22 protein-coding genes and 1 riboswitch are annotated in these 23,257 nt (G+C 38.9%); of the genes, 16 read left to right on the plus strand and 6 right to left on the minus strand.

Annotation, left to right across the window (positions count from 1 at the left end; all coding sequences use genetic code 11):
- Positions 1-10 precede the first annotated feature (10 nt).
- The 4 genes from EHS13_RS17070 (at position 11) to EHS13_RS17085 (ending at position 7,089) form a co-directional block, all read left to right on the plus strand.
- Positions 11-1,846, plus strand: coding sequence for a cache domain-containing sensor histidine kinase (locus tag EHS13_RS17070; RefSeq protein WP_155701497.1), 1,836 nt, complete (start codon positions 11-13; stop codon positions 1,844-1,846).
- Positions 1,839-3,482, plus strand: coding sequence for a response regulator transcription factor (locus EHS13_RS17075; RefSeq protein WP_155701498.1), 1,644 nt, complete (start codon positions 1,839-1,841; stop codon positions 3,480-3,482). Before EHS13_RS17070 ends, EHS13_RS17075 begins: the two co-directional genes overlap by 8 nt.
- A 111-nt stretch (positions 3,483-3,593) precedes the next feature.
- On the plus strand, positions 3,594-4,889 hold the full coding sequence (locus tag EHS13_RS17080; protein ID WP_155701500.1) for an ABC transporter substrate-binding protein: 1,296 nt from the start codon (positions 3,594-3,596) through the stop codon (positions 4,887-4,889).
- A gap of 106 nt (positions 4,890-4,995) precedes the next feature.
- On the plus strand, positions 4,996-7,089 hold the full coding sequence (locus tag EHS13_RS17085; RefSeq protein WP_193571511.1) for a glycoside hydrolase family 36 protein: 2,094 nt from the start codon (positions 4,996-4,998) through the stop codon (positions 7,087-7,089).
- A 76-nt stretch (positions 7,090-7,165) separates the two neighbouring features.
- On the opposite strand, the gene EHS13_RS17090 is transcribed toward EHS13_RS17085, so the two are convergent.
- Entirely contained in the window at positions 7,166-7,768 is a 603-nt protein-coding gene (locus EHS13_RS17090; RefSeq protein WP_155701503.1) for a CBO0543 family protein, read from the minus strand.
- Between the two features lie 121 nt (positions 7,769-7,889).
- Here EHS13_RS17090 and EHS13_RS17095 point away from each other — a divergent pair, with 121 nt between their 5' ends.
- Entirely contained in the window at positions 7,890-8,525 is a 636-nt protein-coding gene (locus EHS13_RS17095) for a phosphatase PAP2 family protein (RefSeq protein WP_155701505.1), read from the plus strand.
- 12 nt (positions 8,526-8,537) lie between these two features.
- Here the strand turns inward: EHS13_RS17095 and EHS13_RS17100 are convergent, their stop codons facing one another.
- Positions 8,538-9,407 carry an alpha/beta fold hydrolase gene (locus EHS13_RS17100; RefSeq protein WP_227013965.1) on the minus strand — a complete coding sequence of 290 codons (870 nt, stop codon included), beginning with the start codon at positions 9,405-9,407 and terminating at the stop codon, positions 8,538-8,540.
- Between the two features lie 135 nt (positions 9,408-9,542).
- On the opposite strand from EHS13_RS17100, the gene EHS13_RS17105 reads away from it, so the two are divergent.
- The 10 genes from EHS13_RS17105 (at position 9,543) to EHS13_RS17150 (ending at position 19,755) form a co-directional block, all read left to right on the plus strand.
- The gene (locus tag EHS13_RS17105) at positions 9,543-10,088 is read left to right on the plus strand and encodes a sigma-70 family RNA polymerase sigma factor (RefSeq protein WP_155701506.1); all 546 of its coding nucleotides are present in this window, start codon (positions 9,543-9,545) and stop codon (positions 10,086-10,088) included.
- A gap of 1 nt (position 10,089) precedes the next feature.
- Entirely contained in the window at positions 10,090-11,358 is a 1,269-nt protein-coding gene (locus EHS13_RS17110) for a hypothetical protein (protein WP_155701508.1), read from the plus strand.
- A 146-nt stretch (positions 11,359-11,504) separates the two neighbouring features.
- On the plus strand, positions 11,505-12,188 hold the full coding sequence (locus EHS13_RS17115) for a FadR/GntR family transcriptional regulator (RefSeq protein ID WP_155701509.1): 684 nt from the start codon (positions 11,505-11,507) through the stop codon (positions 12,186-12,188).
- A gap of 112 nt (positions 12,189-12,300) precedes the next feature.
- A complete protein-coding gene (locus tag EHS13_RS17120) occupies positions 12,301-13,644 on the plus strand; it encodes an ABC transporter substrate-binding protein (RefSeq protein WP_155701511.1) in 1,344 nt (447 codons plus the stop codon).
- 68 nt (positions 13,645-13,712) lie between these two features.
- The gene (locus EHS13_RS17125) at positions 13,713-14,594 is read left to right on the plus strand and encodes a carbohydrate ABC transporter permease (RefSeq protein ID WP_155701512.1); all 882 of its coding nucleotides are present in this window, start codon (positions 13,713-13,715) and stop codon (positions 14,592-14,594) included.
- On the plus strand, positions 14,594-15,421 hold the full coding sequence (locus tag EHS13_RS17130) for a carbohydrate ABC transporter permease (RefSeq protein ID WP_155701514.1): 828 nt from the start codon (positions 14,594-14,596) through the stop codon (positions 15,419-15,421). The genes EHS13_RS17125 and EHS13_RS17130 overlap by 1 nt, the downstream gene beginning before the upstream one ends.
- A 34-nt stretch (positions 15,422-15,455) precedes the next feature.
- Positions 15,456-16,610: a trans-sulfuration enzyme family protein gene (locus tag EHS13_RS17135; protein ID WP_155701516.1), complete on the plus strand. Its 1,155-nt coding sequence runs from the start codon at positions 15,456-15,458 to the stop codon at positions 16,608-16,610.
- Positions 16,611-16,804: 194 nt separating this feature from the next.
- A complete protein-coding gene (locus tag EHS13_RS17140; protein WP_155701517.1) occupies positions 16,805-18,004 on the plus strand; it encodes a threonine synthase in 1,200 nt (399 codons plus the stop codon).
- A gap of 197 nt (positions 18,005-18,201) precedes the next feature.
- On the plus strand, positions 18,202-18,804 hold the full coding sequence (locus EHS13_RS17145; RefSeq protein WP_155701519.1) for an HAD family hydrolase: 603 nt from the start codon (positions 18,202-18,204) through the stop codon (positions 18,802-18,804).
- 45 nt (positions 18,805-18,849) lie between these two features.
- Positions 18,850-19,755 carry a hypothetical protein gene (locus tag EHS13_RS17150; protein WP_155701521.1) on the plus strand — a complete coding sequence of 302 codons (906 nt, stop codon included), beginning with the start codon at positions 18,850-18,852 and terminating at the stop codon, positions 19,753-19,755.
- Here EHS13_RS17150 and EHS13_RS17155 read toward each other — a convergent pair.
- Positions 19,752-20,525: a YheC/YheD family protein gene (locus EHS13_RS17155; RefSeq protein WP_155701522.1), complete on the minus strand. Its 774-nt coding sequence runs from the start codon at positions 20,523-20,525 to the stop codon at positions 19,752-19,754. The genes EHS13_RS17150 and EHS13_RS17155 overlap by 4 nt on opposite strands.
- A 13-nt stretch (positions 20,526-20,538) precedes the next feature.
- Entirely contained in the window at positions 20,539-20,922 is a 384-nt protein-coding gene (gene panD / locus EHS13_RS17160) for an aspartate 1-decarboxylase (RefSeq protein WP_155701524.1), read from the minus strand.
- Positions 20,923-21,065: 143 nt separating this feature from the next.
- Between panD and EHS13_RS17165 the strand changes: the two genes are divergently transcribed.
- On the plus strand, positions 21,066-21,896 hold the full coding sequence (locus EHS13_RS17165; RefSeq protein ID WP_155701525.1) for a YheC/YheD family protein: 831 nt from the start codon (positions 21,066-21,068) through the stop codon (positions 21,894-21,896).
- Between the two features lie 35 nt (positions 21,897-21,931).
- Here the strand turns inward: EHS13_RS17165 and EHS13_RS17170 are convergent, their stop codons facing one another.
- Both EHS13_RS17170 and EHS13_RS17175 read right to left on the minus strand, forming a co-directional pair.
- Positions 21,932-22,588, minus strand: a complete 657-nt coding sequence (locus EHS13_RS17170; RefSeq protein WP_155701527.1) for a CAP domain-containing protein — start codon at positions 22,586-22,588, stop codon at positions 21,932-21,934.
- 5 nt (positions 22,589-22,593) lie between these two features.
- Positions 22,594-22,725: riboswitch (cyclic di-AMP (ydaO/yuaA leader) on the minus strand.
- A gap of 99 nt (positions 22,726-22,824) precedes the next feature.
- Positions 22,825-23,202 (minus strand): c-type cytochrome, encoded by a 378-nt coding sequence (locus EHS13_RS17175; protein ID WP_155701529.1) that lies wholly within the window; start codon positions 23,200-23,202, stop codon positions 22,825-22,827.
- Between the last annotated feature and the right edge of the window lie 55 nt (positions 23,203-23,257).

Below are 23,257 nucleotides of genomic sequence, written 5' to 3' on the forward strand. Positions count from 1 at the left end.
TGAGGAAGCTATGAAAACAATTATGGAGTGGATCAAAGGATTAGTCCGAGCACTCATTCTAAAAAGTACCAAACGCTTGTTTAACAAGCTCATCCTGCTATTTACGACACTTATCCTGCTTGTTGTGGTATCACTGACGTTTATTTCCTCCAAAATGTTAGAAAATGAGTCGATCACTAATATCATCACAAGCAATACAAGTAATCTTAAGCTCGTAAACAAAAATTTTAGTAATTACATTGCAGATATTGAACTGATCTCATTTCCTTATTTTAAATTTGAGCAGGTGATGAATGCCGTTTTAACAGAATCGGATGATTACTCCGCAAAGTCCTATTTAGAGGATTACCTGAGAGGCTTATTTTATTCCAGAAAAGATATCGAAGGGATTTATTTGTATCTGATCGACAGCAAAAAGTATTACTATATTTCACGAGAAGATCAAAATCCGACGGTTCGCAATAATAGTAACGAGGATATTATCAACTTAGAATGGTTTAAAAAAGCCACGCAAAATAATCAGAGCGGTACCGTGCAATCCCTGCTTTTGTCCAATAAAGAAGGGTATCAGATTAATTATGATAAAACCTTTATGGCTTACCATCGAACTTTGCGGAACTTAATTGACAGAGCTCCTAAAGCAGTTATCTCCTTTTATATGAATACTTCGGTTCGTGACGAAATCGTTAAGGATATTCCTTTAAACGAAGGGGAGCATATCATTTTCTCCGATTCGAATAATAAGCCGTTTTACCTTGATGATGCTGATTTTTATGATGATTTTCAGAACTCCACGACGAATTCTGTGCTTAAAGCTGCTAACCAGGAAGGGCGATTTACTTGGGGGAAGGGTAATGGAAAGTATATGGTCATCTACAATGCTGATGTAGTTGGTGATTGGAAGTTAATGAAGGCTATTCCGAATAGTGCGATTTATAAGGTCGCACAAACTAATCGAAACCTGAGCTTTTTAATTGGTTTTTTATTCATAGCCGTCTCGATCTTGTTCATTGCTTTAATTTCAAATGCGATAACAAAGCCGTTAAAGAAGCTTTCTATAAAAATGGGTCGATTTAGTGAGGGTTATTTTGAAGTAGAGACCGAAATTAAAGGCAGAGACGAGATTGCGCTATTTTCCAGACAATTCAATACGATGGTGACTCGAATAGATGACTTGATCAATGAAAAATATAAAATGAAGCTGATCGAGAAAAGTGCGATTCTTAAAGCTTTAGAAGCCGAAATTAATCCGCATTTTCTTTATAACGCGTTGCAAGCCATCTCAACCAAAGCTCTTAAGAATGGGATGCAGGACATTACTGAAATGGTCGATGCTTTGGCTTTAACTTTAAGATATTGTATTAATGGCAAAGATATCGTCAAGCTCCGAGATGAAATAAAGCATATTGAGAATTATCTAATCATCCAGAAGGCACGATTTGGCAGTCGACTTGAAGTGATTTATGAATTAGATGTTTATGCTTTGGATTTGGATATCCCGAAATTATCGATTCAATCTTTAGTAGAAAATTGTATAAAACACGCTTTGGAAAAAATTTCAACAACGATCACGATCCTTATTCAAGTGCATTTTGCTGGATCTAATGCTGTGATTACGGTTAAAGATAACGGGCCAGGGATTGATCCTGATAAACTTACTGAAATTAACCAATCGCTGCAAATGGAGTGGGAGGATTGGGATGACGAAAGTATTGGATTGAAAAATTTAAATGCGCGATTAAAGCTGATTTTTGGAGACGAAGCTGGTGTGCTTATCCAATCCAGTGCAGCAGGTACGGAAATGTCAATCATTATCCCTGGAGGGAGTCGAAGCCAAGATGTATAAAGTACTGATAATAGATGATGAAGAGCCATCACGAGATGCGATCAAAATTCTCGGGGATTGGGATAGCTTAGGCGTTGATTCCGTTCTAGAAGCGATAAATGGCAAAATGGGTATGGAGCTAGTGCGAGCAGAAAGGCCGGATATTGTGCTGGTCGATATGCGAATGCCCGAAATGAACGGAACGGAGTTTTTAAAGCTTGTGACCCAAGAATTTCCCGACCTTGTTCGCATTGTAATCAGTGGATATAGTGATTTTGAATATGCCAAACAAGCCATTCAATCCAACGCAGCAGATTATCTATTAAAGCCTGTTAATAAAACGGAGTTAAATGTTGTCCTTCAAAAAGCAATAGATAGCTTAAAAGTAAAAAGGAAAAAGGAAACGGAAAGTATTGATGCTAATATCTCGCTGAATATGTCTTTACCTAAGCTTAAAGAGAAGATATTGATGTCGATCATCGAACAAACAGTAAATCGGCATACCAATCAAGAGCAGCTTGAAATGATTTTTCCCGACAATAAAAACAATAGCTTTGGTATTGCCTTGCTTAGAATCATGAATTTAGAGGAAATTAAACAAAAACGCTTTAATCAGGAGTCTGATTTATTATATTTTGCTATCACCAATGTAATTAATGAGGTGGGCAGTGATAATTTTCAATGCTTCAGCTTCGTAAACCCTAAGGCAAAACGCGAGATAATAATCACTTTCACTTACGAAGGTGTATTCCCGGACGAGATCAAATCGTTATCCATTAGCTTTATGAAGCGTGTCGTTAGAAAATTAAATGAGTTATTCGGCATTGAAGTTATAGCAGGTATTGGGGATATCAGCTCGGATGCGTTTGAGCTGTCCGTATCTTATCGAACAGCAGAGGCTATCTTAAATTCAGTGAATTTAATTGATTTGAAGGAAGCCATATTTATCTATGTACTCCATAAAGATAGCTTTGAGAGCCATTCGATTACCAATCGGATGAGTTTGATTAAAAGTGCATTAGAAGACAGCAATCAAAGCACGATTACTAATATTCTTTATGAATATACACATAAGATTAAGAAATCAGGTTATTTTAATATAGGGAATGCAGATCGTTCGTTATTGGAGTTTTTTATTCTACTGCAGGATATTGCGATTGAATTTGGTGTACAACAGAAGGAGCTATCCAATGATTACGAAGCCGCGTTGCTGACTCAGGGGACTACATTGGACTATACTTCCTTTGAACAATTCGAGCAGGTTCTGTTTCATATTCTCCATTATTATAGCGACAAGATAAAAAGCTCAATTAAGTCCTCTAAGAATTTTAACGTCAACGATATCAAAGAGTATATTCATAATCATTATTTTGAAACGATTAAAATCTCATTATTTACCCAAAAATATTTCCTAAGCAGAGAGTATTTGATGAAGCTGTTTAAACAGGAGTTTGGTTATGGGATTCATGAATATATTCAGAAGGTGCGCATGGAGAAGGCTAAAGAGCTGCTAAATGACTCCAATCTGAAAATACAGACCATTTCCGAAATGCTCGGGTACAGCGATAAAAATTACTTCAGTAAGGCGTTTAAAAATTACTATCAGATTTCACCATCAGATTCAAGGCTAAACCAAGGGCAGATCGAACCGGAATAAATGAAATTACTTTTTTACCCATAAGAGATTACTTAAGTGCATTCTTATTAAAGATCAATTTTATTACTATAAAGGTGTAGCAAAATTATCTTCAATGGAGGGTTTAACTAGATGAAAAAAATGGTTTCGATAGCAGTAAGTTCAGCAGTGATTGTTGGTTTACTAGCAGGATGTGGCAGTAATTCGGACAAGGCATCAGAGGGTACTTCAGCACCAACAGCAACTGGTGCAGTAGATTCATCCAAGCCAGTCACGATTAAAATGTTCACAGCTTCACCAGAATACACAGATGCTTTTAATGCTTATATTAAAGAATACAAAACAGTTAAGCCAAATGTAACGATTGAGCTTGAAATTATCCAAGCTGATTATCCGACGATTCTTAAATCGAAGATTGCTTCAGCCAATATCCCGGATGTATTCCAGTCAACAGCTGGAGGCGAGATCAAGCAGTATGAAGAATATAGTGCAGATCTAACCAATGAGCCGCTTGCCGCTGCAATGACAGACGCTGTTAAAAACAATATGTCAGCAGATGGTAAAGTTTTAGGACTTCCGGTTAAAGGCAACTTGTTTGCTCTAATCTACAACAAGAAATTGTTTGCAGATGCAGGAATTACTGAAGTTCCAAAAACAACAGCTCAATTAAACGATGCGGTTGCTAAATTGAAAGCAAAAGGCATTACTCCATTTGCTAACGGATACAAAGAATGGTGGGTACAAAAGCATATCCTGCAAAGCTTTGTTGATGCAGCTAGTGACGATGCAGGTAAATTAGTTGGAGAGTTTATTGCTGGAACAACTACTTTCAAGGATCACCCGATTATGAACAACTATTTTGATTTTGTAGACTTGACTGTTGCAAATGGCCTTCCAAAGCAGTTGGAAAGAGATTTTTCAGCTGAAACCAGTGACTTTGCAACTGGAAAAGCAGCCATCATGACAGGTCAAGGCGCATGGGCAGAAGATGGTATTCTTAAAATTACTCCTGACTTCCAAATGGGAATCATGGGTTACCCGGTTAGTGATGATCCAAGTAAAGCATTGGTTATTACAGGTGCGGATCAAGCACTGAGAATTAACAAGGATTCCAAAAATGTTAAAGAAACAGTTGAGTTCTTCAATTGGCTATACACTTCAGATTATGGGAAAAAGTGGTTCTCTGATGTAGCTAAGGTTATTCCACCAATCAAAGATGGTAAAATGCCGGCATTGCAAATCCCTACAGCTATGAATGAAATCCTTAAAACAGAAAAATCTGCCGATCTATCGATTATCTACTCCTTGGACAGCTTCAACCAAAAGCTAGGCGAAATCATGCAAGCTTATATTGGTAAAGCAAAAACTAGAGATCAAGCGATTGATGAGATTCAAAAAGCTTGGGTTCAATTAGGCGCAGCTAAATAATTTTTCTTCAACAAAATAGGATATTGAAAAACTTAACTCGGCGCAGCTATCTTGTGCTGAGTTAAGTTTTGTTTACAAGTTTATATAAGGAGAGTGAGTAGCTATTATGAGAATTGAAGTGGTCGAAAATGGGCTTTATATGGTTGTATCCGTGGAAGTGGACTTAGATGTATTGTTGCTGCATTTTGGAGCGTTGCCCTTTGAAGAAGCGAGTATTAAAGAGAATCAAATCGCAGGCTTTCGTTTAATTGAAGTCCAGCTTTCTGGCGAGGATCGTGCCGAATATCATGGAAGAAGTCACCGTGCTTCTTTTCCTGGATTACGTTTGAAGTATGTCAAGCATGAGGATTCCCGAAATGAAATGGGTCGCAAATTCGAAATAACTTTGCAGGATCCAATAACTAATTTGGAAGCTGAAGCACACTATCAGTTTTATAATGGAATTGCAGCTGTTCGCTGCTGGACGGTCATTAAGAATCGGGGAGCTGCTCCAATCGAATTGGAATATGTCTCATCCTTCGCTTTAACTGGGCTTGCTAAAGAAGGGAAACAAGACAGAGATGAGAAAATGCTGCTTTCGATTCCGCATAATGGCTGGCAAAGTGAGCTGCAATGGCGAACCTACACACTTCCGGAGCTAGGCTTATCCCATGTAGCTACACGTAGCTCTAAGCGTATAAGCTGCAGTAATACGGGCTCATGGTCATCCTCCGAGCATTTGCCAATGGGTTATCTGGAGAATAAAGAGGCAGGAACCAGTTTATTCTGGCAAATTGAGAACAATGGGTCTTGGCACTGGGAAATTATCGATCAATTTGATCATTTATCCATCCTGATTAGCGGTCCAACAGAGCATGATAATCATTGGTGGAAAAAATTACAGCCGAATGAAGAGTTTATTTCCGTTCCCGTTGCTGTAGGTTCAGCTAAAGGTGAATTTGAACAAGCAATTGCCGAATTAACTCATTATCGCAGGGCGATTCGTCGTCCTAATGAAGATAATCGTGAATTAAAAATTATTTTTAATGATTATATGAATTGTCTGTGGGCTGATCCAACTACAGCCAAGGAACTGCCTTTAATTGATGCAGCTGCTGAAGTGGGCTGTGAATATTTCTGTATTGACGCTGGCTGGTACGATGCAGGTGAATGGTGGGATGGAGTCGGACAATGGCAACCATCGTCTGAGCGTTTTCCAGAAGGAATTAAGTTTGTGCTGGATTATATTCGCAGTAAAGGAATGATTCCTGGTCTATGGCTGGAGCTGGAGGTCGTAGGTATTAACAGCTTGCTGTTGCCTGAAACCACAGAGGATTGGTTTTTCAAACGCCATGGAAAGCTAGTGAAGGATCGCAGCCGTTATCAGCTGGATTTCCGTCATCCCGAGGTAATTAACCATGCTAATGAAGTGATAAGAAGGCTAGTGGAGGATTACGGGGTAGGCTACATTAAGATGGATTATAATATTAATGCAGGTATCGGTACCGAAACGGATGCGGATAGCGTTGGAGATGGTTTGCTGCAGCATAATCGCGCTTACTTGGCATGGTTAGATAACATATTTGCCCGATATCCACAGCTCGTTATCGAAAATTGTTCCAGTGGTGGAATGAGAATGGATTATGCCTTACTCAGCCGTCATAGTATTCAATCAACAAGTGATCAAGAGGATTACGTAAAATATGCGCAAATTGCAGCAAGCTCACCAACTGCGTTAACACCAGAACAATCCGCAATTTGGTCATACCCTTTATCAGAGGGGGATGACGAAGAAGTAATCTTTAATATGGTTAATGCTTTATTATTACGAGTACACCAAAGCGGTCATTTAGCCAAGCTTAGTCCGCGCAGAAAATCCTTAGTTAAAGAAGCGTTGGATTATTATAAGAAAATCCGACTAGATATTGCTCATTCTCTCCCTTTTTGGCCATTAGGATTGCCTACTCAACAGGATGATTGGATCACCTACGGACTTCATTACGGCAATAAGATGTATCTAGCTGTCTGGCGCATAAAAGGTGATTCTGCTACAATCGCTTTACCGTTACCCGCAGTATCTGCAAGAAATGCTACGATTAAATGTGCTTATCCCTTGGAAAATGATGCGGCATGGAAATGGAATGATGAGGTTGATGAACTGACTGTCACACTTCCCAAATTACTGACAGCCCGCCTTTTTGAGATCCAAATTGAGAATTAGATAATCTACAAATAACAAATGGAGTGCGAACTGGAAATAGTTCAAGCACTCCATTTTTGTTGAATTTGTGGCCATTTTAGCGTGCTTTCTTTTTAGAGAGAAAAGGATTGAAGGTTGGTTTTGGATTACTATAATCTTGTTGTTTTAATTTTCGGTAAGCACTTGAGATTGAATCCACAATTATTTTCAAAAGTATAAAAGTTGCAGTTAAAACAAGGAGCGAGTAGAAGTAATTCCAATTGCTTAGCTTAGTTATACCCAAATACACAAAAATAGGTAAACCGATAAAGGCACAGGCAATTGAAATAAGGATACCCCCTATCAGATACTTTTGCCAAGAATCAAAGGTTTGGTATAAAATAGTAAAGGTAGCGGGGATTACTGCAAACTCAACGGCATCTAATTCAGATATGAACGGAACGAATTGGTGTGGGTAACTCCATAAACCATAATATTGTCCAAGATCGTCCGAAACACAAACGATATAATAACAGACCATAAAAGCAAGTGCGATCTGAAATATTCGCTTTCGATCGATGAATATAAACAGTAAACATAAGAAAATAGTATTAACGAGCACGATAATCCACCATTGATATGTGAATAAATCATGATGAAGCCAATTATTCGTTTCTAATTGATGCATTTGATTATTTAAATTTTCTATTTTTTGAAACATATTCATATTCCCTCCTTCAAGAAAAGTATTTCCTAAAGGTTTAAAATTCATTACGTTTAAAATTAACGAATTGTTGGGATATTATCCTTCATATATTAGTTAAAGCGAGAAAGGAAATAAAATGGCATTTAATAAAAATCAAATAAGTATAGTCATTCTAATCATTGCTTTTGCCATTTTAACTTATCTGGTCCAAGCTATTTCATCCTTTTCATTGGATCTTCGTATTACTCATTCGATCCAGAGCATAGACTTTGCAGCTTTCAATGGAATAATGGTTTTTTTTAGCTGGGCTGGGTTTCCGCCACAATCTGTAGTCCTCATGCTATTGTTTGTGGGCTTAATTTATTTTCTTGGTTTACGCTGGGAGGCAGCCGTAACCCTGTTAGGTGGCATATTTGGTCAATTGCTAAATTGGTTAATTAAAGAGCTTATTCATCGAGATCGTCCTTCTGGAGATCTGGTGAACGTGGTTCTCAAGCTAGATAGCTATAGTTTTCCCAGTGGACATGTTATGTTTTATACGGAATTTTTTGGCTTTATTTGTTTTTTAGCGTTTGTTTTACTTAGGCCATCTTGGAAACGGAATGTGATTCTGATTCTATTCGGCAGTCAAGTCTTAGCTGTTGGGATATCACGTATTTACCTTGGAGCTCATTGGGCCAGTGATGTGCTGGGAGCTTATCTATTAGGTAGTTTATGCCTGATAGCCATTATCCAGTTTTATCGATGGGGGAAGCCGCGTTATTTTGTCTAAATTAATGGCTGATTAATCTCTGCCCGCTTCATAAATTTTTTGAGCTAATCTTGCAGGTTCTGTTTTAGCAGTGGAGATATGGTCGCCATGATCTTTAATTAAACGGAATACGCCCAATCGACTGGACATATGAGGATGCCAACCGTAGCCATCACCCTGAGGCAGTGCATTATCTTCCGTAAGATACAGATAGCTTTTTGGAATATTTAAGCTGTAGAATTTTTTGAGATCGAGTTTTTCATAGAATGGTTTTGCTGGCTCTGGGGTTACATGGCTATAGATGCTTTGAGCTAGCTTTAAGCTTGCTAAATTGACAAAGGTTTCGCGGAACAAAGGGAAGGGAAGCATGATGGTATCATTATTTGAGCTCTGGCGTAGCTGTTGAAATGCCTCTTGTGCAGCAGGCGGCAATTCTTCTACCAGCATTTCGCCGTCCTTCAGCACAAATGCATCTAAGAAAACCAAACGTTTCAGTCGATCAGGCACTATTTGGGCAACAGTTTGTACCAAACTACCGCCAAAGCTATGTCCGACAAGAACGACATTATGCAAATTTTTCGACACGATGAAATCAGCAATAGATTTTGTAATCACTGCATGTGTCACGTTTTTATTAGTATCTGCACCATGTCCCGGATATTCAGGTACATAAACGGTGTGGCCTTTTTTACTTAATTCTGCAGCTATTCCATCCCAAAAACTAGCATCAGCCCACGATCCGTGGATTAATACGAAGGTAAGCGGTTCTTGCCTCTCGCGATGGTCTTGTTGAAAATCTGCCGATGAAGGATATATCGGAATCCATTGTTCTTCAGAGATTGCACGATTATAAGCGTTTAACCATTCTTGTTCATAAGACAGACTATTCGTATTCATATTCATTTACATGTTCCTTTCAGATTCGGATGTTTCATTATATGCCCATAAATGGAGTAAGGTTAGTGGGCGTTTTTTTTTTTTTGAAAAAATGAACTTTTCTAAAGCTGTGGAGTCTAATAAGCGAGGTGATTTATAGGTATGGATGTCCATATGGATTTTGATTATTTACGAACAGTAGCCGATACATCGGATAAAAAAGCAATTGTGGTCGATCTTATGACAGCTTTTGGCGAAAAGGTGTGGAATTATGCATTCAGTCTGACACGTAAACGTGAGCAAGCAGACGATATTACTCAGGAAGTATTTATTAAGGTTTACCGAAATCTATTTACCTTTCGCAATGAGGCTTCCATTAAAACATGGTTATTTACGATCACGCGCAATACAGCCTATTCTTATCGTAGGACCGCATTTTTCCGTAAGGTCTCGCTGGTTAGCCATGCCGAAACCTTGCAAACGCAGAGGTCTGCTGAAAACGAAGTTATGGAAAAAATCGGTGTGAGTGATATTTGGGAAAAAGTTATGCAGCTCCCTTTAAAATATCGTGAAGTGATTATTCTGTTTGGTTATGATCAATTATCGATGAAAGAGATTGCTGAAGTTTTAGATATTAATGAGGGTACAGTAAAATCCAGATTACATAATGCGCGGCTGAGATTGCTTAAATTAAAGGGAGGGGAGTAATATGGATCCCAGCTGGGAGAAGCTGAAGAATGAGCTGACAGATGGCCCTTTTTCGCAAAAAGGCTTTAGTAAGCAGCTGCAAAGGCAGATTGAGAATAAGATGGACAAACAATCAAAATTGTTCAGAAATCGTTCCTATCGCTTAGCCGGCGCTTGGTGTATTATGCTGCTCGTATTCAGTTTTATAGGCTTGAACTGGACGCCAATTACAGAATCTGTTGTTTCTTTTGAAGACACTGCCGTACATCTTAGTAATCAAAAAGCAATTGTAATCCAGGAGCAAGTCGTTATTACGGAACCTACGCCGGTAAAATCTGTTTTATTAATTGGTTTGCGAACGGATTTAAAGTCCAAGAATGAGAAGTCAATTTTTGGTGAGCTCAGCTATAGTGAGTATAGATCGCTAATGATTACAGGGGCAGTAAATGATCCTGCAAAATTAGAAGTTGCCGCAGAAGGCAGCGGTATCTTGGTTCCCTATCATCAAAATTTTTGGAAAATTGAACCTATTACTATCGAAGACAAAGCTAACACTTATCATTACCTGACTGCCTATAAAGCGAGTGAAGGGATCACAAAAAGAAAACAAACCGTGGATGCAGGTGTATTAGAGTCTATGCATAATGAGAAATTAGTGTTTGCCGGCAATCAATATGTTTCTATTCATGAAAATGATGACAAGTGGTCAGGTAATCAACCAGGTCATTACGAAAAAATCTGGACGAAAACCATAGAGCAAGTTAATAATCCAACCAATAAAGCGGAGAATACGATATCGCTAGAAAAGATATTCAATAATCAAGCTACCCAAGCAATTGCACAGTTGCAAGATCAAGTACCGGCACCTCAGTCCATGATCAAGGATGAATTAACCGGGAATAGCTGGACGATTAGCAGAAGCCAAGGGCAATGGATACCCAAGGTTGCAGAAACTATAGATACGACGAGCTATGCCACATCCTATATTTTGCACCCACTTCCGTTTTCATTACCAGAGAGTGTTGTTTCCTACGATAAATTAGCCTTAACATGGGAGCAAATTGTTCAAGCTCAGCCTCAAGCAATTGACGCGGCATCTTCACCAGATGGGGATATGATTGCGATTATCACAGCCGATAAACTTTATGCATATCCACTTGTTAACAATCAGATAGGCAAACTAGCTTTACAAGTGGATCTTCACGATAATGAAAGCATGGTTATGGCGCAATGGGCTACAGCCAAGTATGCAAATAATTGGGTAGTAGAAGGAAAGAGATATCTGAAATAGGATTCAACGTTGTTTAAGAGCTGCTGGAATTTTTCAGCGCTCTTTTTTGCTGTATTGGCAGGATTATTTACTTGACAGTGAAGGCTAAATAAAATATGATTCACCTGTCTGATAGGTGAATAGGATATAAAGGAAGGTACATACAAATGAGGAAAATTCAAAAAATTCATTTACATGAACAAGTCTCCCAGGAAATCCAAAATTACATTCAAGAGAACGAGCTTAAAGAAGGGGAGAAGCTGCCTTCCGTAGAAGCAATGACCGTTATGTTTGGTGTGGGACGTTCGTCCTTGCGCGAAGCTTTGCGCTATTTAGAAGCTATAGAAATCATAAGAGTAGAGAATGGCAAAGGCATCTTTGTTAGAGATGTAGATACGTTTCGTTTTTCAGGTAAGGTAAAAGTAGAGAATGAGAAAAAATTCCTGCTGTCCATTTTGGATGTACGTCGTGCACTTGAAGGCAAGGCCATAGAATTAGCTGCTAAACATATCACTCCCAAGCAGATTAAAGAAATAGAAGTTTGTTTAGTGGAGTACAAAAAGCTTAAGGAAGGCAATAAAGATACCTCCATGATCGATCTTTCTTTTCATCACCTGATCATGAAAGCTGCAGCAAACCCGATTCTTGAAAGTGTTTTAAATTCAATTGCAGATCTTTATAATAAATTTTTTAATGATCCGCTTGGCAACAAACAATTGTTTGATGATACTTATTTATTCCATTTCACCATGTTTAAAGCGATCTCTGAACATGATGCAGCAGGGGCTTTAGAAGAATTTAATAAGATGATGAATTGTATTGAAGAGCTTATCACATCCTATAAAGAGTAAGCGTAGCAGCCGTAAAAATTTTCTTGACGGGTAAAACGCTTTCAATTATAATCAACCTATCAGACAGGATGACTGTATGATACATGCTTTCAAAAATGGGGAGGATCATTAAATGAACAGACCAAGCACTAAGAAAGTCGCTTCAATTCTACTCTCGCTCACAATGGTACTAGGGATTCTTGCAGGCTGTGCAAGCAAGGAAGATTCAGATGCTTCATCAAGTGCTCCAGCAGGTGAATCAGGAAAGAAAGTTACGCTTCATATGATTGAAAGCCTAACTAGTCCTACAAGAACAGATTCACTTAAGGCGATACTTGCTGATTTCGAGAAAGCCAATCCGAATATCAAGGTTGATCTCATTTCACCTCCATTTGATCAAGCGGACAACAAAATTACAACAATGCTAGCAGCTAACCAAGATCTTGACGTAATGGAAGCAAGAGATTTAAACGTTGGCGAATTAGTTAATAACGAGTACATTGAACCATTGGATACTTACACTGCTGCTTGGAAGGATTTCGCAACAGTTAGTGGTACTGCAAAAGCGGTTGGGACTGTCCAAGGGAAATTATATTTCCTTGCTAATGCCATGTATCAAAGACAATTATTTTATAGAAAAGATTGGTTTGAAGAAAAAGGCTTAAAAGTGCCAACAACCTATCAAGAAATATATGAAGTCGGTAAACAATTAACAGATCCTGCTAAGAATCGTTATGGGTTTTCATTCCGTGGAGGTTCAGGTTCAAACGGAACTTCGGATGCGATGATTCTTTCTTACAACGCGGATAATGATAATCTTGAGGATTCACAATTCCTAAAAGACGGAAAAACGATTTATTCTTCTCCGGAAGCTAAACAAGCAATGGAATTGTATGTTAAAATTTATAAAGAAGCATCACCAAAAGATTCTATTAACTGGGGATTTAATGAGCAAGTACAAGCTTTCACTTCAGGTGTAACAGCTATGCTGCTTCAAGATCCAGATGCGATCCAAGGAATTCAAGAAAAGATGAAAGAAGGAACTTGGGCAACAGCACCTATTCCTGTTGGTCCAACTGGCAAAGCTTTAGTAGCAACTGGCGCAGCTGGATGGGCAATGGTTGCCAATTCCAAGAACAAACCAGAAGCATGGAAATTGATTGAGTTCCTCTCAAATCCAGAGCAAAATCTTAAGATAGCAAAATCAACAGGTGTAATTGCGTTACACACTACAGCTTCTACGGATCCTTTCTTCCAAACAGGTCCGTATAAAACTTTATTGGATATGTCAGCTAAAGCAGATGTTTTTGTTAATTACAAGCCGGCATTTGAATATGAAGGTACAGGACAATGGAACAAAATTACTATGGAAGCCAATCAAGCTTTACTATTTGACAAAGCAACTTTAGAGGATACTCTAAAGGGCTGGGATGCTTTCTGGGTCGATCAAAAGGAAATACAATCGAAGAAGAAATAATACGTATTGAAAAGTGGTGGGTAATGGAAATTTGCCCACCACATTTTTAAATCTAAGGGGTGCAAGCCATGAAAAGTCTAAATCGATTTATCTTGTTGAGCTTACTTCCTACATTATTCTTGGTTTTAGTATTTACATACTATCCTTTTCTCAAGGGAATAGTGATGGCCTTTCAAGAATATAAGCTGTTTAACCTGAAGAATATCCATTATGTAGGATTAGATAATTTCAAGGATGCATTTAAGGATCCTAAATTTCTCACAGCTTTTTCTAATACAGCTTATTGGGTATTTGTTTCACTCATCCTGCAGTTTTTATTTGGATTAATATTAGCCTTGCTGCTGAATAAACCTTTCAAAGGGCGTGGCATTTATCAAGGACTTGCTTTTTATTCTTGGGCTTTATCAGGCTTTATTATCGGGATGATCTGGAAATGGTTGTACAATTCTCAAATCGGGGTTATCAATGACTTATTGCTTAAGCTTGGTATTATTAATGAACGGATTGGATTCCTCTCTGACCCTAAATGGGCGATGAAGGCGATTATTATTACCAATGTTTGGTATGGCATTGCTTTTTTTGCGATTATGATTTTGGCAGCCCTGCAATCTATTCCTGCTGAGCTTTATGATGCATCCAGTATTGATGGTGCTAATGGCTTTCGCAGGCTTGTAAATATTACTTTACCGTTTATCATGCCAACTATTATAACTACTACATTGCTAAGAGCTATTTGGATATTTAATGATCCAACGATTATTTATGGAATGACTAATGGAGGTCCAGCAGGCAGTACCCATATTCTTTCATCTTTTATGCTGGATAAAATTATTTATGGTAGAGATTATGGAGCAGCTTCCGCAGTTGGTGTCATTATGATTGTAGTTCTACTGCTTTATACATTATTCTTTTTAGCAGTAACTAGATCAGAGAAGGTAGGGGATTTCTAATGAAGGAACGTCTTCTTGGCAGTTTGAAAGTATTCTACCTGGCCCTGCATTTAATCGTAATGGTTTTTCCATTGTATTGGATTGTAATTACCTCTTTAAAGCCACAAAAAGATATTTTTAGCTTTCCGCTAAAGTACTGGCCTACTCATTTGACCTTTGATAATTATGTGAATGTATTCAAAATTTCCAAATTTCACATTTATATAGGGAACAGTTTATTGGTATCCATTATTTCAGCTACGATTGTTATAGCTATTGCTACGCTTAGTGCTTATGTATTAGCACGCTATAGATTTCGTGGTCATCAACAGATCATGCTGGCGTTTTTCCTTACACAAATGCTTCCAGGATTTATTTCCCTGGCTCCATTATATTTATTGATGTCGAATTTGCATTTGATTGATACACGTATTTCACTAGTACTCTTGTATACCGTAGGACTGATTCCTTTCTCCACCATTATTCTCCGCGGGTTTTTCCAACGGATCCCGGTTAGCTTGGAAGAAGCGGCCATGATTGATGGCTGTTCAAGGGTTATGGCTTTAATCCGCATTATTATTCCAGTTATGCTGCCAGGAATAGCGTCAACCTTTATTTTCGCCTTTGTGCAGAATTGGAATGAGCTGTTCCTCGCCGTTATGTTTATCGATAGCGAAGCATTAAAAACACTACCAGTTGCGATGAACTCTTTTGTACTTAAATTTGATGTGGATTGGGGCTCGATGTCTGCAGGGACTGTATTGTCTATTCTACCTTCCATTGTCTTGTTCGCTTTTGCACAAAGATTTATTGTACAGGGTTTAACTCAAGGAGCCGAAAAAGGCTGATTCAGATTCATTTTTATTAGAAAGGATTGGAACTATGCGCGACACTAAACATCAAGAAACTCAATTTACTTCTGTAGCTCACGATCCTATGGATTCTAGGCATCATGGATCAATTAGTATTCCGATTTATCAAACCAGCCTCTTTGCTTTTGATAACCACGATGATTTTGATCAGGCAATGGTAAATGTATTAGACCATCACGTGTATTCACGCGGTAATAATCCTACCGTATTATATCTGGAACAAAAGCTTGCCGAATTGGAAGAGGGCGAGGTTGCTAAATGCTTCGCTTCTGGGATGGCAGCTATTTCTTCAGCCATTATGTCCGTTATCCGCGGTGGAGACCACATTATCTGCACACATCAGGTTTATGGGCCAACAAGAGAATTTCTTGGCTCATACTTAGAACGTTTTAACATAGAAACAACCTTTGTGGACGGTACTTCCATGGAGGAATGGAAAGCAGCTGTTCGCCCGAATACCAAATTAATTTATTTGGAAAGTCCAACGAGTGCGTACTTTCAGCTGCAGGATTTGCAGGCGCTTGTTGAGCTTGCACATAGTGTAGGGGCTATAACCATTTGTGATGGAAGCTGGGCAACTGCCTGCAATCAGAAACCTTTAAAGCTCGGTGTCGACATGGTCGTTCATTCCATAACCAAATATATTGCTGGACATAGTGATTGTTTGGGTGGTGTGGTAATCGGCAATAAGCTGCATATAGATCGACTTAGCCAGAATGAATATATGCTTTTCGGGGGTATCATGACACCGCAAAGTGCTGCGCTAGTAATCAGAGGTTTGCGAACGTTGCCTTTGCGTATGCAAAGACATGAAGAAAGTGGCTTAATCATAGCTAAACACCTTTTAAAACAAGCATTTGTAACAAAAGTCAATCATCCTGGACTGATTTCTCATCCCCAGCATGAATTGGCTCTACGTCAAATGCTTGGATTCAGCAGCTTGTTTTCCTTCGAGTCAGATGAACCGGTTCAGAAGCTAAGAGAATGGGCTAATCGCCTACGTTACTTCAAAATAGGCGTAAGCTGGGGTGGCTTTGAGAGCTTAATAACCGTAAAAGCAATTGAGGATAGTTCGCTTCAAGGACATCATACATTGGTGCGAATCTATGTAGGAATGGAAAGTCCAGAAGATTTGATTCGAGATATGAATGAAGCTTGGCAGTAAGGATCAAACCAAACCATAACAAAACACGGGGAAGCAGTAAGAAGACGGTGAATTTAATCGTCAGCTTACTGTTTTTTGTTTATTAAGAGGGCTCGGTATGAGTGCCGTTCCAGTTAATTTGAAACCGTATATGATGAAAAATAACAGCTGAATTATGCAGTCATTTTGAATCGATTTATATGGAGGATGGTTTAATGGACTGTTTCCTTTTAAAATGCACATTATGCAATAAGACAGAAGTGTTTGCGTTGAAAGGGAAATGTGAATGCGGAGGCACTTTGCTTGTTGAGTATGATATAGAGCTTGCTGCTAGGACATTCACCAAAGCTAATCTTAAACAAAGACATTCTTCGATGTGGAAATATCACGAACTGCTGCCAATTACTAATCCCAATTGCATTGTCTCGCTTGGCGAGGGCTATACACCGTTAATCAGATTAAATACTTGGGAGCAAAAGCTTCCGTTGGGTAAGCTATATATTAAACGCGAGGAACAGAACCCAACAGGCAGCTTTAAAGCTAGAGGTTTCTCAGCTGCACTGACATTATTGAAAGAAAGAGGTATTGTAAAAGCAGCTGTACCGTCTAATGGCAATGCTGCATCAGCATTTGCTGCTTATTCAGGGCGGGCTGGCATAGATGCCTATGTGTTCATTCCTCAGGATTGTCCCTATCTTATTGTGGAAGAGTGTTTGCATTATGGGGCTAAAACCTACCTTGTGGATGGACTCATTCATGATGCAGGAGCTATTGTCGAAGCAGGAAAAGTTGAGCAAGGATGGTTTAATGTCGGTACATTAAGGGAGCCTGGAAGGGTTGAAGGCAAGAAAACGATGGGATTTGAAATCGCTGAGCAGTTAGAATGGACCCTGCCAGATGTTATCATTTACCCAACAGGGGGAGGTTCAGGAGTTATTGGACTATGGAGAGCCTTTAGCCAGCTCCTTGAGTTGGGATTAGTTAATGGCGAAATGCCACGAATTGCAGCTGTGCAGGAATATGGCTGCACGCCGATTTGTGATGCCTTTCAGGAAACTGGACTAACTGTTTACGCAACATTGCCAGCTCCTACAGGGATGCGAGTACCGGAACCACCTGACCGACAGCTTGTGGCATCTATAATACGCAAAATGAATGGAACAACAGTCACAGTTACCCAAGCTGAAATAAGAGCAGCGGCAGCTGCTACAGGCTTGAGTGGAATATCATCCTCCCCTGAAGGTGCTGCAACTTGGGCAGGAATGCTGCGTCTGTGTGAAACGGGCTGGATCCAAAAGAAGGATAAGGTTGTTTTATTTAACACCTCTCATGCGATGAAATATAGTGCTGGAAAACATGCCTCACATATTCCACTTATTAAGAGCTATCAGGATTTTTTGGATGTAAGAAAATAAATAAACAATAGGATCACTAAATTGAAAAATATGGTATTCTTTAAAATATACTACTAAAAAAATCAAGTATTCAGCTGTATGTGTATGGATGTTAAGTCTAAAGGAACGTGAATGCTAAAGCATCTACGTTCCTAAGGAATCAAATCCAGCAAGGAAGTCATCACTCCCCAATAAAGCTTAGAGGAGAATATACATAAATGTTTAAAAAAACTCAGCTAGTTCTTGATTTAGCCGGTGTATTAGTATCCAATTTATCTCCTTTGTTCTGGAGGCAAATTGCGGAGTTAGCTGGAAATATCTCTTGTGAGCAGCTAAAAGAGAGATTCAAAGCTGAATTACGAGAAGATTTCTGGTCAGGGAGGATGGCTGAGGAAGAGTTCTGGGTATGGCTTGTCCGAATCTGCCCCAACCTTGATATGGAAGCGGCTCGCAAGTTATTAAATAACAACTTAATAGCACTGCCAGCAATAGAACATCTTGCTAAATGGAGTAAGTATGCGAATATTCATTTATTAAGCAATCATCGAGTGGAATGGCTAAGACCTCTCTTGAGCTCAATTAAACCCCATATACAGAGCTGCACGATTTCCAGCGAGGTCGGATTTTGTAAACCTGATATTCGGATTTATGAGATTGTGAGCTCGCACATAAATAGCCGCAATCCTATTCTATTTGTAGATGACCAAGCAAAAAATTTCCCTCCCGCAACAAAGCTTGGTTGGAGTACATTACAGGCGGATTCATTAGGGAATTGGATAGAGGAGGTAAATAAAATTATTAATGGTATTAACAACAATTGAAAATTAGTATATTAAGTGAAAAAATCGAAAATTGGAGTGATATCAATGGTTAAGTTATCCCATGGTAAGTACTTGAGCGCAAGAAAATATCTCCTACATAATGCAAGAGACATTGATAAAGCCATGTTTAATTATTTGTTTGAAAATGGCAATTCGCATGAAGTTCTAACAGCGCTTAAGTGCTATCAGAATGAAGACAAAGGATTTGGCAATGCTCTGGAACCCGACCTCCGTTGTAAAGAATCCTCTTCATTGGCTACTACATTTGCGCTCCAATATCTTTCACTAATACCTACTGATGATAAGCTGGAGCTTGTTAGCGAATGTTTCGAGTATCTCCAGAATACATTTGACGCTAAGAACCAAGGATGGGAAATCATCGCAATAGCAGCCAATGATTCACCACGTGCAGATTGGTGGAATTATAATGGTTTTCAGAAAACATGGGGCAATCCTAATGCTGAAATACTAGGATATTTTTACGAATACGCGAAGCTTTCTGATCCATATTTAACTGGGTTATTGAAGACATATTGTTTTGATTACCTTCAGAACACCTCTGAGCAAACTGAAATGCACGAACTCTTTTGTTATATAAGATTATTTGTTAGATTGCCTATTGAATTACAAAGCGAAATTGAGCCCTCTATATCTAAATTCATCGAAAATTGCATTGTGAAAAATCCAGCAGATAGAAATGGTTATTGTGCAGTCCCGCTTCAAATTGTGAATAGTCCCTCATCTTACTTTTATGGAAAATATACGGATGTCATTCCGAATGACTTGGATCTGTTAATTAATAGCCAAAATGAAGATGGGACATGGGGGCCAAATTGGGATTGGGGGAGATATGAAGAAGAATGGGTGACGGCTAAAAAGGAATGGAAAGGCTATTTAACACTAAACAATTTAATGACATTAAAAGCTTTTAACCGAATTTATCTCTTTTAAATGACCCGTTTGTTGTGTCTGCGATAGCTGGAGTACAAGTGGCCTATGCGTTTATAGGCTTTTTTGTCTTTATCCTTGAAGAGGCCGTGTGAGGGATTGTGCAGATTCACTTCAATTATCCAGATGCGCCCTTTTTTATCTATGGCAAGATCGATCCCGCTTTGATAAGAATAGAAGGGGTATTTATCGGAATATCGGATGATCTTTTTACTTAAACGGATTAGTTGTTTTTTTATTTTAGCAGATTTGGTCGCATTCCAATTTAAAGATTTTTTTAATGCTTTTTTTAGCCCTAGAGCATAACCACGCCCTCTAAGCACATTTGAAACAACACTTCCAGAGCCAGATACTTTGGCAATGATCCCCGCGTATTTCCATTTGCGTCTTCTGTTTCGCATCATCATAACTCTAATATCAAATGTCCTGCCGTTAATTCGAGCTAATTTGATTGTTCTCTGGATAATGTACGACCGACTTCCGCCGACTTTTCTGATTTTTTTATATAAATGTTTAATCGTTGGTGAGAATCTGGCTCTTCCGCGTACTTTAATAAAACGATATCCCCGATTAATTTTCCAGGCTTTAATGATTCCTCTTCCCGTATGCTGATGGGTTGCTTTAATGTAGACGTTTTTATATTTTTTCATAAATTTGGCAAGTGATCTTGATGAAAATGAAGCCGAGTGAGGTAAATGTTTGGCAAACGCTGGTTTCTTGGCATAAAAACGATGCATCTTCCATTTAGACAATCTTGCTAGTTTATTTGCCATCCCATTAACTCCTTTATGATTCAGGTATCAAAAGATCGTGAGTTTCGATTCGAGTAATCTGATTTTGTGCATCTACAAAGACTATTTTGGGTTGAAGGTTAGTTACTTCATTTTCATTCAATAATCCTAAGCTGAGAATAATCACTATATCACCAGGCTCAAATAGATGTGCGGGAGGACCATTTAGGCAGATTTTACCTGATCCTTCAGGAGCTGGGAGCGCATAGGTTTTCCAGCGAGTAGCATTTCTCAGACTGGTCACCTGAATCATTTCGTAAGGGCTGATGTTGGATGCTTTCATTAATTTGGCATCAATTGTAATGCTGCCCACGTAATTTAAATCTGCTTCTGTCACCGTTGCACGATGGATCTTGCCTTTGCACATCAAACGGAGCATCTCAGTTCTCCTTTTTAGTTGTTTGTAAATGATATGAAAGCGGAGATGAAGCGGATTGTGTAGATGCCTAGTGCAATAAATAACTAATATTCATATTCTATGATAAATATCTACGTGTTGAAACTTAGCTGAAGGAGGGTTTTATGCGAAGAAGTTATGTGCTGAGCAAAGTTAAGACTCAATCGGGGAGTCTCGCTGAGAAAGTAAGGAAATTGACAAAGACAGGTGAATATATTGGGAGTAAGTGGGGAAAAACCAATGTTTTATTGCACAATCGTTATTTAAGTAGATTCATCCCAGTAACAAGGAAACTCAATGAGTCTATTGTAAAAGAAATGCTAAATGAGTTTGAAATGATTTATTTAAAGCCAATTAAAGGCACATATGGTCAAGGGGTTATGCGTGTTGAGAAACACAGTATTAATGGTAGAATAATATTTAGTTATCAGCAGGGGACAGATAAAAAGCGTTTTCTAGACTTTCCTACTTTGTATCAAAAGATCAAGCAGAAAAAATTGAAACGCAAGTACATTGCCCAACAAGGAATTCATCTATTAAAATATAACAAATGTCTATTTGATTTAAGGATTATGGTGCAAAAAAACCTGAAAAAGGTGTGGGAAACAACGGGTATTATTGGAAGAGTCGCTCATCCGAAGAAAATCGTCACTAATTATCATAGCGGTGGAACACCTATGTCGATTAGGACCATTTTTCAGTCCTATTTGTCAACGAAACAAATTGGTGAATATCAGCAAGTACTAAATGGATTTGGACAGGATGTCGCAAAGGCGATGAGTAAACAATATCCGAATCTCAACATGCTGGGTATTGATGTGGGAGTGGATAAGAAGCTTTATCCGTGGATAATCGAAGTTAATACTAATCCCGATCTTTATATTTTTAAGAAGTTAAAAGATAAAAAGATTTTTCGGAGGATGTATCGCTATGCAAAGCGGCTTAAGAGGACATAGTGCAAAAAAACAGGGGGCTAGGTGCCCCCTGCAGCTTAATTCGCAATAAATTCCTGAACCCACTCACTATTATAATAAGCGGCTCCAATCTTAGTAAAATTAGGACTTAAAATATTCTGACGATGTCCTGGGCTGTTCATCCACGCTGTCATGACTTCTTGCGGAGTTTTCTGTCCCATTGCAATGTTCTCGCCAGCATAAGAAAAGCTAATGCCATACGATTTCATCATATCAAAAGGTGAGCCAAAGGTTGGGGAAGTATGATCAAAATAGTGCTTATCGTACATATCTTTAGCTTTATCCAAAGCCATTGCGGTTAAGTTAGCGTCACTTGTTAATGGCTTCAAGTTTGCTTTGGCACGTTCTTGGTTGACCAGAGAAACGACTTGATTGGCAAATGAAGCAGATGAGACCAGTGCCGGAGCCGGGGCTTGTGCCGGAGCTTGAGCTGGAGCTTGTGCTGGACCTTTACCAGGGAGATTGATAACCATTCCTTGCCAGATATTACTCGGGTTGAATAACTGTGGGTTCGCTTGAATTAAACCACTCAAGCTAATCCCATATTGCTTGGAAATCAACCACATGGAATCATTTCCATTGACCGTGTATGGAGCAGCAGAAACAGCTCCAGCACCAACAATTGTACCGAGTGCAATTACACCCGTTAAAGCTAGTTTTCTGAAATGCATCAAAACCATCCTCTCCTAATAGCGGCCTACGAGGTTAGCTGACGGATTCGGATAACAGAGAAGTACCCGGCCAATGAAATGGCTTCACCCCTAAAGATGGGTCCCCCGTGTTTCATAAGAAGCTTCGGCCTTTTGAGCGATTTCCCAGAGAAGCGTTAACCCTTCATGGGATCGGTACAATTCTAGCATATGTAATAGACAGGTTCATCCCATAAAATCTGCCAGTCCGTTAACTAATGTTATTTCATGGAAAATAACCAAATCGCTAAAGCATCGATTTCTTCTGGTTTTAGTTTCTCCTTAAACGCAGGCATTCCGCCTTTGCCATTAGTTATAGTAGTGACAATTTGCTGTTGATTTAAATGAGCCCCGACCTTTTGGAGATTGGGTCCAAACCCTCCAGCAAGATCAACTCCATGGCAGCTTACACAGTTCTGTTTGAACACAGTCTGTGCAACTAAGTTTGAATCAACATTGGCTGAGCTTGTGGGTTCATTTGCGCTATTTGCTGGTGTATTTGTTAGAGATGCAGTTGGTGCAGGAGTACTTTTACTACAGGCTGACATTGAAATAGTTAGCATGACACCTAAGCTTAATAAACTTGATTTTTTTAACATATTTTACCTCCACTAAAATTGATTTGATCGCAGTTAATTAATTCAGCTACATGTA

The sequence above is a fragment of the Paenibacillus psychroresistens genome, from assembly GCF_009728935.1.
Taxonomy (GTDB): domain Bacteria; phylum Bacillota; class Bacilli; order Paenibacillales; family NBRC-103111; genus Paenibacillus_AC; species Paenibacillus_AC psychroresistens.

Coding starts and splice junctions, on each gene's coding strand:
- EHS13_RS17070 (WP_155701497.1), top strand. CDS start 11: ATGAAAACAATTATGGAGTGGATCAAAGGATTAGTCCGAGCACTCATT.
- EHS13_RS17075 (WP_155701498.1), top strand. CDS start 1,839: ATGTATAAAGTACTGATAATAGATGATGAAGAGCCATCACGAGATGCG.
- EHS13_RS17080 (WP_155701500.1), top strand. CDS start 3,594: ATGAAAAAAATGGTTTCGATAGCAGTAAGTTCAGCAGTGATTGTTGGT.
- EHS13_RS17085 (WP_193571511.1), top strand. CDS start 4,996: ATGAGAATTGAAGTGGTCGAAAATGGGCTTTATATGGTTGTATCCGTG.
- EHS13_RS17090 (WP_155701503.1), bottom strand. CDS start 7,768: ATGTTTCAAAAAATAGAAAATTTAAATAATCAAATGCATCAATTAGAA.
- EHS13_RS17095 (WP_155701505.1), top strand. CDS start 7,890: ATGGCATTTAATAAAAATCAAATAAGTATAGTCATTCTAATCATTGCT.
- EHS13_RS17100 (WP_227013965.1), bottom strand. CDS start 9,407: ATGAATATGAATACGAATAGTCTGTCTTATGAACAAGAATGGTTAAAC.
- EHS13_RS17105 (WP_155701506.1), top strand. CDS start 9,543: ATGGATGTCCATATGGATTTTGATTATTTACGAACAGTAGCCGATACA.
- EHS13_RS17110 (WP_155701508.1), top strand. CDS start 10,090: ATGGATCCCAGCTGGGAGAAGCTGAAGAATGAGCTGACAGATGGCCCT.
- EHS13_RS17115 (WP_155701509.1), top strand. CDS start 11,505: ATGAGGAAAATTCAAAAAATTCATTTACATGAACAAGTCTCCCAGGAA.
- EHS13_RS17120 (WP_155701511.1), top strand. CDS start 12,301: ATGAACAGACCAAGCACTAAGAAAGTCGCTTCAATTCTACTCTCGCTC.
- EHS13_RS17125 (WP_155701512.1), top strand. CDS start 13,713: ATGAAAAGTCTAAATCGATTTATCTTGTTGAGCTTACTTCCTACATTA.
- EHS13_RS17130 (WP_155701514.1), top strand. CDS start 14,594: ATGAAGGAACGTCTTCTTGGCAGTTTGAAAGTATTCTACCTGGCCCTG.
- EHS13_RS17135 (WP_155701516.1), top strand. CDS start 15,456: ATGCGCGACACTAAACATCAAGAAACTCAATTTACTTCTGTAGCTCAC.
- EHS13_RS17140 (WP_155701517.1), top strand. CDS start 16,805: ATGGACTGTTTCCTTTTAAAATGCACATTATGCAATAAGACAGAAGTG.
- EHS13_RS17145 (WP_155701519.1), top strand. CDS start 18,202: ATGTTTAAAAAAACTCAGCTAGTTCTTGATTTAGCCGGTGTATTAGTA.
- EHS13_RS17150 (WP_155701521.1), top strand. CDS start 18,850: ATGGTTAAGTTATCCCATGGTAAGTACTTGAGCGCAAGAAAATATCTC.
- EHS13_RS17155 (WP_155701522.1), bottom strand. CDS start 20,525: ATGGCAAATAAACTAGCAAGATTGTCTAAATGGAAGATGCATCGTTTT.
- panD (WP_155701524.1), bottom strand. CDS start 20,922: ATGCTCCGTTTGATGTGCAAAGGCAAGATCCATCGTGCAACGGTGACA.
- EHS13_RS17165 (WP_155701525.1), top strand. CDS start 21,066: ATGCGAAGAAGTTATGTGCTGAGCAAAGTTAAGACTCAATCGGGGAGT.
- EHS13_RS17175 (WP_155701529.1), bottom strand. CDS start 23,202: ATGTTAAAAAAATCAAGTTTATTAAGCTTAGGTGTCATGCTAACTATT.